This is a genomic window from Thermosyntropha tengcongensis, from assembly GCF_055381335.1.
In genome coordinates, this window is the sequence record NZ_AP042437.1 from 81,917 (window position 1) to 96,565 (window position 14,649).

General features: G+C 44.3%; 10 protein-coding genes. All 10 read left to right on the plus strand.

Going from position 1 to position 14,649, the window contains the following annotated elements; all coding sequences use genetic code 11:
* The first annotated feature begins 5 nt into the window (after nucleotides 1-5).
* The 10 genes from ACZ42E_RS00445 to ACZ42E_RS00490 all read left to right on the plus strand — a co-directional run bounded on the left by ACZ42E_RS00445 (nucleotide 6) and on the right by ACZ42E_RS00490 (nucleotide 14,638).
* Nucleotides 6-1,028 (plus strand): hypothetical protein, encoded by a 1,023-nt coding sequence (locus tag ACZ42E_RS00445; RefSeq protein ID WP_464892506.1) that lies wholly within the window; start codon nucleotides 6-8, stop codon nucleotides 1,026-1,028.
* Between the two features lie 338 nt (nucleotides 1,029-1,366).
* Complete coding sequence (cmr1, locus tag ACZ42E_RS00450) at nucleotides 1,367-2,539, plus strand: type III-B CRISPR module RAMP protein Cmr1 (RefSeq protein ID WP_464892507.1); 1,173 nt, start codon at nucleotides 1,367-1,369, stop codon at nucleotides 2,537-2,539.
* Nucleotides 2,532-3,452 (plus strand): RAMP superfamily CRISPR-associated protein, encoded by a 921-nt coding sequence (locus ACZ42E_RS00455; RefSeq protein ID WP_464892508.1) that lies wholly within the window; start codon nucleotides 2,532-2,534, stop codon nucleotides 3,450-3,452. The genes cmr1 and ACZ42E_RS00455 overlap by 8 nt, the downstream gene beginning before the upstream one ends.
* Nucleotides 3,453-3,487: 35 nt before the next feature.
* Nucleotides 3,488-6,421, plus strand: a complete 2,934-nt coding sequence (locus tag ACZ42E_RS00460; RefSeq protein ID WP_464892509.1) for a CRISPR-associated protein Csx11 — start codon at nucleotides 3,488-3,490, stop codon at nucleotides 6,419-6,421.
* Between the two features lie 17 nt (nucleotides 6,422-6,438).
* A complete protein-coding gene (gene cmr4, locus ACZ42E_RS00465) occupies nucleotides 6,439-7,377 on the plus strand; it encodes a type III-B CRISPR module RAMP protein Cmr4 (RefSeq protein ID WP_464892510.1) in 939 nt (312 codons plus the stop codon).
* Nucleotides 7,340-7,753, plus strand: coding sequence for a hypothetical protein (locus tag ACZ42E_RS00470; RefSeq protein ID WP_464892511.1), 414 nt, complete (start codon nucleotides 7,340-7,342; stop codon nucleotides 7,751-7,753). The genes cmr4 and ACZ42E_RS00470 overlap by 38 nt, the downstream gene beginning before the upstream one ends.
* On the plus strand, nucleotides 7,746-8,708 hold the full coding sequence (locus tag ACZ42E_RS00475) for a hypothetical protein (RefSeq protein ID WP_464892512.1): 963 nt from the start codon (nucleotides 7,746-7,748) through the stop codon (nucleotides 8,706-8,708). Before ACZ42E_RS00470 ends, ACZ42E_RS00475 begins: the two co-directional genes overlap by 8 nt.
* Nucleotides 8,709-8,855: 147 nt before the next feature.
* Nucleotides 8,856-9,818 (plus strand): YveK family protein, encoded by a 963-nt coding sequence (locus tag ACZ42E_RS00480; RefSeq protein WP_464892513.1) that lies wholly within the window; start codon nucleotides 8,856-8,858, stop codon nucleotides 9,816-9,818.
* 65 nt (nucleotides 9,819-9,883) lie between these two features.
* A complete protein-coding gene (locus tag ACZ42E_RS00485) occupies nucleotides 9,884-12,781 on the plus strand; it encodes an O-antigen ligase family protein (RefSeq protein ID WP_464892514.1) in 2,898 nt (965 codons plus the stop codon).
* Between the two features lie 15 nt (nucleotides 12,782-12,796).
* Nucleotides 12,797-14,638 carry a polysaccharide biosynthesis protein gene (locus ACZ42E_RS00490; protein ID WP_464892515.1) on the plus strand — a complete coding sequence of 614 codons (1,842 nt, stop codon included), beginning with the start codon at nucleotides 12,797-12,799 and terminating at the stop codon, nucleotides 14,636-14,638.
* Nucleotides 14,639-14,649 lie beyond the last annotated feature (11 nt).

Sequence of the window (14,649 nt, forward strand, 5' to 3'; positions counted from 1 at the left end):
TCGGCATGGGTGGGTTTGATTTATTTAATATAATTTTACCAGTTCTTTTGTATGCTTTGATTTTTTTAAGTTTTTTGGTACTTATTGGCATAGAATCTGTTTTATGGTTTTTAAATAAATTGCGGGAAATGAAAAATGGAGATAAAAATATACTTAAAAAATTTTTTATTGACTTTAAAGAATATATAAAGATTATTTTTCATGAAATGCCTTGGTATAGTAGGATTGTGTATGTTGGCGTATTTTTTTTATTTTTTTTAACGATGCTTTTCGCCCTAATAAATTTGTGTAATATTTCAATTTTTTACCTATTCTTTATTGCGCTGTTATTAAGCGGTTTAATTTTTTTGATTCTATTAGTTTTAGTATATAAGCTTCTTACAAAGATTTTTGATTTTATAGATGAACATAAAAATGAATTTGCTACTGAATCCATAATTGTATTTACTACTTTAATTTCTTCAGGTTTTTTATTTTATTTTTATGCCGTAAAAAATTATTTTAATATTAAAATCAGTGAAAATGTTCTCATATTATTTTTTGTTGTTTTTTTATCTTCCAATGTACTTATTTGGAAATGCATGTTTAGGGTTATAATTAGTGGAAACCCTTTTAAAACAACAAATATGTTAGAACGAAAAATTTGGCAAGAGGCAATATGGTGGTTGGTGTTGTTGGTAACTTGTTGTTTTTTTGAAGTGTGGGTATGTTATTCTTCTGAACATATAGCTTTTGTGTTTGAGAATAATATGGCAAGGAATATAAACATTATGGACTTATTGTATTTTACCTTGGGGACTTTTTTGAGTACGGATACTTTTTATTTAGAGCCGAACAGTTTAAAGAGCAAAATAGCTACATTAATTATTTTATTTTCGAGCGTGATTTACATAGGTGTTTTCATAAGTTCAATTTTATCCGTTACAGTAAGCCGGGAAGGAGAAACTTCAGTTTCCCAGTTCGGGGATGCTTTTAATTGCGAAAATAAAAAAATAATAGAAAAAATACGGAATTCTTATCTAGATTAAAATAGATTAGACAAAACCAGTTAAGTTATAAATTTGGGGAGATAAATTATTTATGGAGGATTTTATTTTTGAAGATATTAATACTGGGGACATTTCAATTATAAACAGCTGGCATTATGATACTGATAAACGGGCCAGGGATTTCCCTGGCCCGTTAACTTTTTTACAGGGCTAATTTTACCTTTAAGTCGAAAAAGAGCAGTTTTTTGTATTAAGAAACTGGTAAATAGAAAAGGTTTTTGTGTTATTTTGTAAAAAAGGGCGGTTAATGGGTATTTCAGGCTTTTACGGCCATATTTTTTGATGGCGGCAAGAACGTAAGGAAAGAAGGGAAAAAGATGAAAGATGAGTTTGCTGTGACAATAAAACCTTTAACCCCTCTTTTTACGGGCAATGAAAATGGGTTTTCAGAGGAGCTGAGGCCGAGCGGGGTGATAGGCAGTTTGCGCTGGTGGTATGAAGCGCTGCTCAGAGGTATGGGAATGATGGCATGCGGTCCAGCAGTGACAGATGCCGGAAATATGAACTGCCGGGGGAAAAAGCGCTGCGCAGCCTGCCAGCTGTTTGGCTGTAATGGCTGGCGGGGGCGTTTTATTTTGCATATTGAGGAGGTGCAGAACTGTTGTTATGGTTATGCTCCGCTGGTATCAGCAAGGACAGCTGAAAATGCCCGGTTATATCCTCTGGGCAAAACAGGTTGGAAAGACGGAGGGGGGCTGCTGGGCAGGCACAGGCTGATTTTTTTAACTGAAAAACCGTATGCGGATTTATTAAAATTGCTGGTTCTGCTGGCGTCCAGCTGGGGGCTGGGAGCTAAAGTGCAGAAAGGGTTTGGTATAGTTTTTATTGAAGATAAAGAGAGTATTTTTCAGAATCTGTACATAGATAAAGCAGCTTTAAAGCCTGCGGAAGAAAAAGATTCAGCAGGAGGGGAAAGGCAGCAGGCTTTGCCTTCAGCGGACAAATTTTTCTTTTACCGCATACCCTGGAAGCCAGAAGGGGTAGAAGATGTAAAAAAAGTGCTGCGCAAGCAGCTTTATAAGGTAATTAATGAAGGAAGGCCTCTGGAAGAAGAGTTTGATAAAATATTTGCCTCTTTACCTTATCTGCCTGTTTCCCCATGGGTGCGGAGAAAAATCCGCGATTTGTTTCGGGATGAAGATAATGGCGAAAAGAAGTTGCGGCATTATTTGCTGGGAATAGCTGATAAAAAACAGCAGAAAGGCTCCTGCATTTTTGTGTCCCATCTCTATAACAAAAACGCTTTCTTAAGAGACAGGCAGGCGGAATGGGAGCTGAAGGTGTGGGGATGGCTGCCTGCGATGCCTGCTGATATGGGAGTAACCAGGGATGAAGTAAAAGACAGGCTGCGCACAAACCTGAAGAGCGAAGAGTTCTGGAAAGATGCTTTTGGTTTGTCAGAAAGCCCGGTTTTGGTGGGCAAAATCTGGGAAAAGTGGGAGCCTGCACCGGAGGACTTCCTGGATTTGAGGAGTGGTATATATGACTGAGGGGAGATGTTTTGATTTTTATCTTTCCAGGGCAGGGGATAATATAGGGAAGCTGGCTTCTTTAAACGAAAAAGAAAATATTTTTAAAAATATAAAGAAGGATTTTAAAGAAAATGATGTGGATATTTTTTACCCCCGGAAGGAGGACCTTGCGTGCCTGCCTTCGGATACTGTGCTGCTAAAAATCCACTTTACCCTGAAGAGGCCTTATTTCAGCAGGGAGCAGGATACTCTTATTATAAAAAATGGCGGTATATGTGAGAATCCTTTGCGAAGGGATAGCTTGACAAAATGGCCAATTATTGCTTCGACCAGCTGGAAAGGCTATTTGAGGTGGGCAGCCAGGCATGTGGAATATGGGGAGGAAGAGAAAAAGAAAGCTATTATAACCAGGCTGTGGGGAAATGAGCCACAGGAAGAGGGAAAACAGGGAAGGCTTTATTTCTATACTACTTTTTTCTCTGCGACTGCGGGGTCTGGATTAGAAAAAAGATGTAAAAATGGCCAGAACAGGATTTTGCCTGAGGATCCTGATACTGAAGATTCTGATACTGGAACCTTCATTATAAACCCTTTAAAAAGAGACAGCCGTGTATCAGCGCGGGGACCCTTAAGTTTCGAAGTGTTAAAGAAAGGGAGCAAAGGCGTTTTTTGCCTCCTGTATTTCCCTTGCCTTGCTGCGGAGGAGAAAGAGCAAAAAGAAGACCTGGAATTTTTGGCTTTGGCTTTACAGAACATGTTTTATAAGTACGGCTTTTCGGCCAAGAATAAGCTGGGGTTTGGGACGATAGAAAAGCTGTCTGAGAAAGATGTAAAGGTTTTCCCGGAAAATAAAAAAAGTTTTTTTTCTGTTCTATATGCGGAGACACCAAAACGGGCAGCCGGGATTAAAAAAATATGTAAAAAAAGGTAAAATAGTTCTGATTTCCGGGAAGGAGAGGGTTAAAAATGCCAGGACTGTATGAAAAAATTGCCAGGAACCGAAACAGGATATTAACGGGTGAAATAGGGGCTGTTTTGCATGATCTGGGGAAGATGCATCCGGATTTTGTGCTCAAGCAATCCCGGGAAAATGATAACAGGCAAAAATACCACGAGCATACCGCTATAGACGAATTTGTAGACCCTGAGCTTGTGGATATTTTTAAGTCTCTGGTGATAGAAGAGGAAGAAGGGGAAAGGCTTGCTGTTTATGATATTATAACGAAACATCATAGAAGTAATAAAGCGAAGGGCTTTTTGCTTAAAGCTTTTGTTAAATGCGACCGGAAAGATTCAGCTGATGACAAAGGGATAGTGAGGAAAAAGCAGTCCCGGGACGGGACATTTATCAGCAGCCCTTTCGGCTATCCTAAAGAGAAGATTGATTTTTACAAGCTGGCGGGCATGTTCGCTGAACTGCAGGAAAATTTAAAGGGTTACCTTATTAACTGGCATAAGAGCGGAAGCAGCTGCAGATGGGGCGGCTTTCGGAAAGATTTTTTGCAGTTCCTGGAGGCTTATTTTTCCCATGCCCCTGGTGAGACGAGAATACCTGCTAATGATGTTACCCTCTGGGATCATTCGTATACGGCGGCATCGCTTTTTAAGTCTTCCCTGGTTCAGAAAATACTTGAGCCGGGTATATCGGAAAGGGATATCAGATGGAGGATTTTTGGGGTGTTCTGGAACGGAAGCGGTTTCATAAACCGGGGGCGCAAAGTGGCTGATATAAAAGCAAGGATAAGGGTTATTGAGGCTGTTAAGGAAAAGCTGCGGGAAAAGCTGGAGGTTGAGGTGCCGCTGGGGAATGCGGTTTATGAGGATTTAAACGGCATGTGTTTTACTTTTCCGGGCCTGGGAGAGGAAAAGGCTTGCGAGTTGGCCAGAGCCTGTGCAAAAGAGGCGCTGGACATAATAATGGAAGAGAGCGGCTTTGAACTGTGGCCTTTTTTTACATTGAGCCGTGAAGGGGAAACCCTGCTTTTTATAAGTGAAGAGCTGAATTATGCGAGAAATTATCTGGAACTGCCGGCTTTAACTCCCCGGCTTTTTATTAGCGATGGCAGCTCAGCAGAGCGCAAAGCAGAACCTTTATCTGGCAGCCGTGATATTTTTACAGCGGGGATAGGCGGCGAGATTTGCCCGCAGTGCAGGATAAGGGTGCGCAAGGGGAATGAAGAGGCGTGTGAAGTGTGTGGGGAGAGAACCCGGGGAAGGCTTGCGGAATGGCTTGAAAACAGGGAAGATACCATATGGGTTACGGAAGCGGCTGATGCGAACAACCGGATAGCCTTGATATCCTTTGGCTTTAACCTGGACAGGTGGCTGGACGGAAGCATGCTGGGCACCCTGTACAGCCAGACTTTAAAAGATTTAATGGAGGAGGGAAAAGGCTTAAAATATAGGATAAAGGATGGTTACGCTGGTTATGCGGGAGCAGTGTCATATATTCACGAAACGCTGAAGTTTGTAATAGCTAACAGGGATAATGAAGGGGAAGACGGGGAAAAGGCCGCTGAAATTTTAAGCGGTTTTTTTGAAGATGTCAGAATAGGAAAACAAAACCTGGCTGAAACCCTTGATAACCTGGAATCCAAGGTGCAGCCCCTGGCCTTTAATGAGAAGAGCCTGGCTGCTTTCCTTTTGACCCAGAATCCTTCTCCAGCCAGGCTGTACCGGATATGGAAAGAAACTGCTGAATTTTTTGACCTGGTTGTAAAAGAGCTTAAGGAAAGTATTTATTACCACAAATGGGAAAGGTTAAAATTTAATATCAAAGATGCTTCAGGTGCAGCTGGATGTCTGAATCTGGCTGGTTGTTTGAGAAGGGGGCCTTTTATCATAAAATCAGACTTGCTCATGCCTGACACCCTGCTGGTTTTTTACGACGGGGAAGGCTGCTTTTACACCATAGAGTCCCTGGAAAAGTTCAGGCATGGAGAGCATAAAGGGGCAGAAGCGGTTAAAAATGCTTTAAAAAAAGGGTTTGCTTACCTGGCAAGTGAGGAAGACCCGCAGAAGAATCTACTTGAGGGGAAAAATCTGTTTAAAGGGAACATAGAATTTGATTTCAGCAGGGATAGTTGCGAACTTTATTACCCTTTTATTCAGCTTGACCGTTCTCCCGTCCAGTTCCGCTTGCTGGTTCCTGCCCGGGATGCCATGGATATTATAGAAAAAGTTTATAAGCTCTATGCTGTGCGCTTTGAAAAAGTTGCAGGAAAACTCCCTTTTAATGTAAAACTCCTGGTAACAGGAAGGAAATTCCCGCTTTATGTGCTGCTGGATGCGGAAAAGCGCATGTTAAACAAAAACGATTTTGGAAAAGACCGGTCGCTTTATCCATGGTGGGATATAACCGGCATGCGCACTGACAGCTATTACGGATTTTATCCTGTAAGATGTTGTTCGGATGAAAACAGATATATGGGATATATGCTGGATGAGCTGCAGCCTTTATCTGCAGGGAAAAAATTCTGCCTCTATCCTGGCTATTTCGATTTTGAATATCTGGGAGGCAATGCTGACCGCTACCGGATATGCTATAAGGGAATAAAAAGAGGGGACAAAATATATGAAATGCTTTCCGGCCGGCCTTATTACAGTTTTCAGATTCCTGAACTCTGCTGCCTGTGGGATATTTTATCCAGCTGTTTTTCCCGCCGGCAGATAGCTTTTATCGAAGAAATGCTTATGGAAAAGGTAAAAAGATGGGAAATGGTAGAAGAAAAAGGCAAGAAAGAAGTGCTGGAAAAGATGGCGAGGGCGGTTTTAAAAGATGCCGGAGGGGCCAGCTGGAAGGTACTGGAGGAGGAAAAGAAGGATTGGCTTGTAAAAAGCGCGGTAAATGGCATGCTGTTTGATGCGGTAGTCCTTTTTAAGCATATTTTGAAGATATAAGAAAGGGGTAAAAGCAGATGAAAGCTGATTTGCTGAAAGTTTATGCGTATGCCCTGGATCCTCTGCATATAGGAGCGGGCGGCTATCGTCTGGGGAGGGTGGACAATACTATCGTGAGGGAACCAGCTACCGATATCCCGAAGATACCAGGAACCTCCATAGCCGGGACAGTAAGGGCATTTTATAAAGCCTATCTGCTTGCGCATGATGATGAATGCAAAAAGGAAAAAGCTGAAGCAGGGGGGGATTCAAAAAAAGCAGAGGAGAAACTAAAGCCTATTTTTGGTGACGAGGAGCAAAAAGGGATTTTGCGGTTTTATGATGGGAGGATTATATTTTTCCCGGTTTATTCTGACCGGGGGACAGTATGGATTACTACCTGGGATATTTTAGAATACTGGATGCCTGAATATATAAAAAATGGACAGAATGAACCGGCAAACCTGCCGGATGACAGGATATATGCGGTAATGGGTATAAGTTGCGATAAGCCTTTAAATCTGGGCTGGCTGCTGGTAAAGATAGAAAAAGCAGATTCAGAGATCGAATTGCCGGATTTTCTGGAAAAATTTATAAAAAGAATAGTCATAGTGCCAGAAAACATATTTTCCCATGTGGTCAATGACCATCTGGAAGTACGCACTTCAGTAAGGATAAATCCGGAAACAGGTGCTGCCCTTGAAGGAGGGCTTTTTACCTATGAGGCCATACCCCGGGGGACACTTCTGGGCTGGGAGATGGGGATGGAAAAAGGGTTGAGAAATACCGGGGATTGTTCTGTGTCTTTAGAAGATGTGCTTGCAAATGTAAAATCTTATTTTAAAACCCTGGGCATTGGCGGAATGGGAACCCGCGGCTTTGGCCGGCTGGAGCTAATGGTAAATAATGACTGTTGTAAAGCAGGGGAGGGGAAGAATCATGAGCAGTCATCCGAAACAGGAGGTAATCAACCTTGATTATCTGTGTATGAAACATGCCCAGGAAATCTGCTGCAGGATTGAGGAGAAAGGCTTAAAAAAAGCCAGTTTTGAGAACAATGTCCGCAGGAGCCTGGGCATACTGAGCGAAGATGGGGTATATGCCATGTTTCTCTGGCTGGAGAACAAACAGCGGGAGTTACGGGAACTTATTTTGCCTTTGCTCAATGAGAAAGGGATAAAAATGTATTTACTGAAAGGAGATTCAAAATTCGATGCGGATTTTGATGTTTTTTGCCGGAACCTTGCGGAAATAGCCAGCGATATGGAAAAACTTTTTTTCTTAAAGAAGATACTGGAAAGAACCCTTACTTACCTGCTCTATCACCTGAAGGCGGGGGAAGAAAATGAGTAGCAGATGGATCAGGGTGAATCTGGTTTTCAGACTTAAGTCCCCCCTGCATATAGGCTATCTGCCATCTAAAGGCTCCGTGGTAGCTCCTACCAGGCATTATGTCCCAGGAAGGAATTTTTGGGGGGCCTTGACCAAAAAGGTAACCGGGCTGCTTTATGAAGAACCTGAAGCTTTAGATTATCGGGAGATAGGGAATGAGATCAGAAATCGCTTCAGATTTTCCTATTTTTATATATATGATGGGGAAACTTTGTATCAGCCTGGCTATGCCTGTGGATACCTGCGGTATGGAAGTGGGGGCAAATTTGTCGACCGTTATGAATTTGAAAACCGCTTCCTGGAAAGCCAGGCTTCCACGGCTATAGATGACAGAAGCCTTACCGCCCGGAGCGGGAGCTATCATGAGATAGAATACATAAAAGATAAGTTTTTGGACGCGAGCGGCAGGGTGCGGGATACCATGCTGGCTGGATGCTTCTGGGTAAGTGAGGAAGAAAAACCTGGTGCCCGGTTAAAAGGGCTAAAAGTAGATGACCGGGGGATCTGGATAGATGAATTTAATATAATAGAAGAATTTAGCCTGGGGGGAGAGGTAAAATACGGGTTTGGCAGAGTGGCGCTGTATAAAGCAGGTGGCATAGACTGGGACTTTCCGCCTTTTACCTGGGAAAACCCGGATAAAATTGAAATAGATGAAAACTCCCCGCTGGTGGGGCATCTTCCGTATAGCCGTGAATTTTCATTCAGGGGGGAGATAGAGCTGGTAAGCGGGAGGGAATATCCTGACCCGCAGGAAAAAGATGCGAAACCTTATCAAAAGCCGGGGCAAAAAATCATTGCCCCTTCCTGCCATTTCGCCCCCGGGACGGTTATCGATTCTAACCTGAAGGATAGGGAATTTTGCCTGGACTGGGATGGGAAAATAAAAGTAAAGGGAGGGTTCCTGGAAGGGTAAAAGGTTTTGTTTGAACCTTCCCGCACCTTCCGGGTTCCTGCTGGATAAAAAATCTACCTCTTCCTTTTGCAGACCATTGACAAAAAACTGCAAAAAAAGGTAATTTAAAAAAGGCATAAACTGAAGCTGAAAAAGGATGGTGCGGAAGTGGACGGCAGTGAAAAAAGGGAAATATATTACGACTATGAAGAGATTGACCTGAGGGATATAATAAATACCCTTAAAAAATGGAAAAAGACTATTATCCTTACTACGGCAGCCTTTATGCTGCTGAGCGGGATAATAAGCTTTTTTATATTAAAACCGGTATATGAAGCCCAGGTAGTTTTGACTTCGGCCAATAATAAGGAATTGGAACTTTATGATACAGAGAAATATATCCTGCGGGAAGAAAGCGATGTGCGCAGGATAAAAGACCAGGCAGTGGATTTGTATTTATCTCCGTTATATATGCCCCAAGAAGATATTAGTCAGTATGGCGAGATAGCCAGGAGCGGGTACATATTAAACCAGGTCATTTCCAACCTTAACCTGGATATTACCTATCATGAGCTTTCCCGCAAAATAAATGTAGAAAAAGGCAAAGATACCAATTTTATAACTATAAAGGTGCAGGACCAGGATCCGAAAAAGGCAGCCCTCATTGCCAATAATATCGCGGAAGAACTGAGCTGGTATGTAAAAGAAAAAGAAGCCAAAAACCTGGAGCAGAGTTTTGCTGTCCTGGATGAGCAGCTGTCTTTAGCGAACCAGGAACTGGACCTAGCTGTGAAAAAGATGCGCGATTTTAAGGTAGAAAACCTGGGAGAAAAGAGCGGGGAAAAAAAGATAACCTATGACCTTACCTATCAGAAACTGCAGCAGGAGATTCAGCGCAAAAAGGATGCGGTAGACCTTTTAGAAGCCAAAAGGATGGAGCTCAGGATAAGAGAAGCTTTCCTTAAAAACCAGGAAAGGGTTGTTATCCTGTCTCCGGCTGTAGAGCCAGAGGTGCCGGTAAAGCCGAACAAGAAGCTTAACATAGCCGTTGCAGGTGTACTGGGACTTATGATCTCCATATTCGGGGTGTTTCTGGCTGAATATTTGAGAGAAGAAGAAACGGAAGCCTAGCATAGCTATAAATATACTGCGAAAAGAGCCACAGGAACCTTTTCTGTGGCCCGGGGGAGAGGAAAATGGCAAAGAAGAAGGAAACTGCAGCGAAAAAAGCAAAGAAGACGGAATCAATCCATAAAACTGACTGGCAGAAGTATATAAGCCTTGCTGCATTTGTATTTCTGCTTGTCCTCATCTTTTATCCACCCTTTTTCCGGGGGCTTTTTTTCAAGGAAGAGATGTTCCTCTACCATCTGTTCAGCGGGATTCTTTTAACCCTGGTTATTATTCTTAAAATCAGGGAAAAAGACTATCTTTTGCTTAAAAACCCCCTGGATTTGGCGGTACTGGCTTATGCTTTGGCCTACCTGATAGCCATGATAGGGGCAGTACATCCCGGAGAAGCCTTTTATGGATTTTTAAGGGCTTTAAACTATCTGGTAATCTACCTGGCAGTTATCTATATAGTAAAGAGCCTTAAAGAACAGGAACTGGTTCTAAAGGTAATGTTTGCGGCCGGAACAGCGGTGGCCCTTATCGGCATACTGGCTGCTTCCGGCTATTCGGGTTATCCCGGGGCTTTTGACGGTAGAAGCATAAATTCCACCCTGCAGTATGCCAATGCTACAGCAGCTTATCTGGCTACCACAACTGTAATAGGCCTGGCATTGTTTTTGCTGGCGGAAAACCGGCTTAAGAGGCTTATATATACCTTATCCATTTTTTTGATGGTATTTGTAGTCCTGGCCACCTATTCCAAGGGGGCCTGGCTCATATTCCTGATAGGAGTAGCTGTGCTCTTTATAGGAGTTCCCGGCTTGACAGCCAAGCTTAAAATTGCTTTTATATTTATCCTTGCTTTTGCTGCCTCTTTCATAAGCTACAACCAGTTTGCCGTTTTTACAGCTTCCAAAGCTTCAGGCTTCAGCTATCTTTATCCCGGGCTTCTGTTTACACTGGCCGGTTATCTGGTTTTGGAAGCCCTTGTCTTTGTCAAAAATAAAATAGGAACCAAAAAAGCTCTTATCCTGGCTCTGGCAGTTGTTATCCTAGCTGGAGGGGCAGGAGGGACACTATTCGGGGATAAAATAGCCGGCGAAATAGCCTTAAATGAAAACTTAGCCTGCGAAATACAAAGATTTACAGATTTCAGCGATAACAGTTATACATCTAGGGCTGACTTTTACCGCTGGGCATGGGAAATCGTAAAGGATTATCCGGTAAACGGTACCGGTGCGGGAGGATGGAACGCCCTTTACCACCAGTACCAGGACTATCTTATCTGGACTACCGAAGTGCACAACCACTTCATGCAGGTGTGGGTAGAAGCGGGTACTATCGGCATATTAGCTTTTGTCTCCATGTGGATTCTGCTTCTTATTGCCTCCTGCCGGATTTTAAAGGGCAGATTGGAAAAGAGGGAAAGGATAGTTCTGTGGGGAATCTTGAGTACAGCAGCTGCTCTGGGGTTGCATGCGCTGATTGACTTTGACCTTTCCCTGGGGGCTTTATCCATAATCCTGTGGACCCTTTTTGCCCTTATAAGTGCACAGGCAGAAGAGAAAATTGTGTTTAACTTTAAAATAGAAAATAAATGGGGAGTATTGCAAATTTCCCTGGCCAGTCTGGCAGCTCTGCTGCTTGTTGTATGCGGCAGCAGCTATTATGCGGCTTTCAAATATGCCGCCCAGGGTTCGCAAAACCTGAGAGAGATGGCCAAAGCTGCTGACAAAAAAGAACAAAACGCATATTACCAGGAAGCCTTAAAATATTACGAGAAGGCGGAAGCCTTGAATTCACTAAGTGCTGAATACAAGACTGACCTAGCTTATGCCTATGCCCTGCGCTATCTGGCCCTGAAAGAAGCGAACCATCCGCTTGCCGGACAGGCTTTAAACCAGACAGTGGATATGATAAGAAAGGCAGCGCGGCTTAAGCCGTATGACCCGAAAATAAGGGAATTGCTTTTAAATACAGCTGGTTTGACCCAAGATTTTGACATAATAAAGGAGCAGGCAGAAGCACTCTTAAAAGTAAACCCGCTGGATGTAAATGTATATGAAACAAATATAAAAGTCCTGGCTGCAGGAATGGAGCTTTACCAGAAAAACGGCGATCAGGAGAAAGCCAGGAAACTGGTGGAAGAAATGATAGACACCTATGACCTCTATCTTGCCAAAAAGCAGGAGGTAAATACCAGGCGGGGCTACTGGGACGGCCCTAGATTTAACCTTAAGGGACAGTCGCTTGTTGAAGTGGCCAAAGCCTGCTTTATAAAGGGAGAATATAAAAAAGCGGAAGAAATACTTAAACCTTTTGCCACTAACCTGCTGCAAACCGAGTTTAGTGACACTGATTTCAGATTAACCGGCCATGAGGATGAGAAATGGAAACTTAAGGCAGTAAAAAAAGAAGGATCCCTTGACGGCTATGCGCTGAGAATAGAAGCGAAGCAAGACCTGGGCGGTTGGCCCAATGTCCTTCATCTGGCTTCCGCAATACCTGTATATGAAAATGCTGAATATATCCTGGAAGTCCGCTATCGGGTTGAAAAGTATGTCCCCAATCCCGATGGGGACACTGAGCCTTATCTGGGTATCTGGGGAAGCATAAGCGGAAAATCCGGCTCTAAAAATACCAGCTTTGCTTTTTACCGTTATACCCCGGAAAATAACTGGACAGGCTGGCAGGCAGCCAAACAGGGCCTCAAGATTGAGCCGGGTTATGACAGCAGGTACCTTTATATCGGAACCGGCAGCATAGGAAAAGGAACCGTATACTATATTGACTATATAAGGCTTTATCCTGTTTTGCAAAAAGGTACTCCGCCAGAAGTGCTGGAACCTTATGTATACTACGCCGCCTCCCTCTACAGGACCGGAAGCAGGGAGGAAGCAGAGGCCCTGGCCGGGCAGATTAAGGCGGCAAACCCGGAAATGTACAAGAGGTATGAAGAACTCATAAAGAGAAAACCTTAAGGCAGGCGAAAAGAATTGAACAGCACCGCAAGAATAATAACCTTGATGACTATAGACGGGATATTGATGAGCCTGGCGCTTGTCATATCCCTTCTGCTGCGCTTTGAAGGGGACATACCCCTTCAGTACATGAATGCCTTTTACTACCTTCTCCCCTACTACATACTGGTTAATATAATCTGTTTTTACCTGGGTAAAATCTACCACCGCATGTGGCAGTATGCGAGCCTGGGCGAGCTCTACAGCCTTCTAAAAGCAGCCACGGCAGGGGCCGGGATAATGGTCGTAATGATATATACCCTGAACTTCCCCACCCTGCCGCGCAGTGTCTACATACTATCCTGGTTTTTCACGGCAGCTTTTATAGGGGCCTCCCGCCTTATCTGGCGGGTGCTGAGGGATGTAATCCTTAAAGAAAGGCTGGCTTCCCCGAAGCGGGTCCTCATCATCGGGGCCGGGGATGCCGGGGCCATGGTAGCCAGGGAAATCTTAAACAACAAATCCCTCAACCTGGAACCAGCCGGGTTTATCGACGATAACCCCTTGAAGCAGAAGCTCATCCTGCATGGTATCCCGGTGCTGGGAACCCGGGAGAGCATCCCCCGGATAGTGAAAAAATACTCCATAGATGAGATAATAATTGCCATGCCCTCCGCCGGGGGAAGAACGATAAGGGAGATCCATGAAATATGCAGGGATACCGGGGCCAGGGTGCGCATATTCCAGGGGGCAGGGGGCATATTGGGCGGAAGGTACCGCATAAAAGAGATAGAGCTTGACGACCTTTTGAAGCGGGAGCCGGTAAGGCTCAACCTGGATGAAATCGCTGCCTATCTCAAGGGGAAAACCGTCCTTGTAAGCGGTGCAGGGGGCTCTATCGGCTCCGAGCTGTGCCGTCAGATAAGCCTCTATTCCCCGGAAAGGCTGATACTCCTTGACTATGCGGAAAACAACCTGTTTGAGATTGAAAATGAACTGCGTCAAAACTTCCCGGAACTTAACATTGTAACCGAGCTTGCGGACATAAAAGACAGGGAGCGGGTATTTGCCGTATTCAGAAACTGGCAGCCCGGGGTCGTTTTCCATGCCGCAGCCTACAAGCATGTGCCGATGATGGAGAAGCACCCGGTAGAAGCCCTGAAAAACAACATATTCGGCACCTACAACATGGCAGAAGCGGCCAGCCGGCACAAGGCGGAAACCTTTATCCTCATATCCACCGACAAGGCGGTAAACCCCTCCAATGTAATGGGGGCCACCAAGAGGATAGCCGAGCTTATCATAAAAGAGATGAACGAAAAAAGCGCAACCTCCTTTGCGGCGGTGCGCTTCGGCAATGTGCTGGGCAGCCGGGGAAGCGTGGTGCCTATCTTCAAAAAACAGATAGAAAACGGCGGGCCGGTTACCGTAACTCATCCCGAAATGACCCGCTACTTCATGACCATACCCGAAGCGGTACAGCTGGTAATCCAGGCCGGGGCCATGGCCAGGGGAGGCGAAATCTTCGTTCTGGACATGGGAGAGCCGGTTAGGATAATTGACCTCGCTCATGACATGATAAAACTCATGGGCTATGAACCGGGTGAAGATATAGAGATAAAGATTACCGGGCCCCGTCCCGGCGAAAAACTGCACGAGGAGCTTTTCACAGACCGGGAGAGGATGTCAGCCACCCGGCATGAGAGGATATTCGTCTGCACCGACGATACCTCCTATCCTGTGCTGGAGACTATCGAAAAGCTCATGAACAAAAACATCTTCCTTGACAATGCCGATGTGCGGGAGATTATACGGGTCATGCTGCCGGAGTTCAAACCGGGGCTTGCCGGGGAGGAAGCGGCGGCGGGGAGGGAGTAGAAAAAATTATG

Coding starts and splice junctions, on each gene's coding strand:
- cmr1 (WP_464892507.1), top strand. CDS start 1,367: ATGAAAGATGAGTTTGCTGTGACAATAAAACCTTTAACCCCTCTTTTT.
- ACZ42E_RS00460 (WP_464892509.1), top strand. CDS start 3,488: ATGCCAGGACTGTATGAAAAAATTGCCAGGAACCGAAACAGGATATTA.
- cmr4 (WP_464892510.1), top strand. CDS start 6,439: ATGAAAGCTGATTTGCTGAAAGTTTATGCGTATGCCCTGGATCCTCTG.
- ACZ42E_RS00485 (WP_464892514.1), top strand. CDS start 9,884: ATGGCAAAGAAGAAGGAAACTGCAGCGAAAAAAGCAAAGAAGACGGAA.
- ACZ42E_RS00470 (WP_464892511.1), top strand. CDS start 7,340: ATGAGCAGTCATCCGAAACAGGAGGTAATCAACCTTGATTATCTGTGT.
- ACZ42E_RS00445 (WP_464892506.1), top strand. CDS start 6: ATGGGTGGGTTTGATTTATTTAATATAATTTTACCAGTTCTTTTGTAT.
- ACZ42E_RS00455 (WP_464892508.1), top strand. CDS start 2,532: ATGACTGAGGGGAGATGTTTTGATTTTTATCTTTCCAGGGCAGGGGAT.
- ACZ42E_RS00475 (WP_464892512.1), top strand. CDS start 7,746: ATGAGTAGCAGATGGATCAGGGTGAATCTGGTTTTCAGACTTAAGTCC.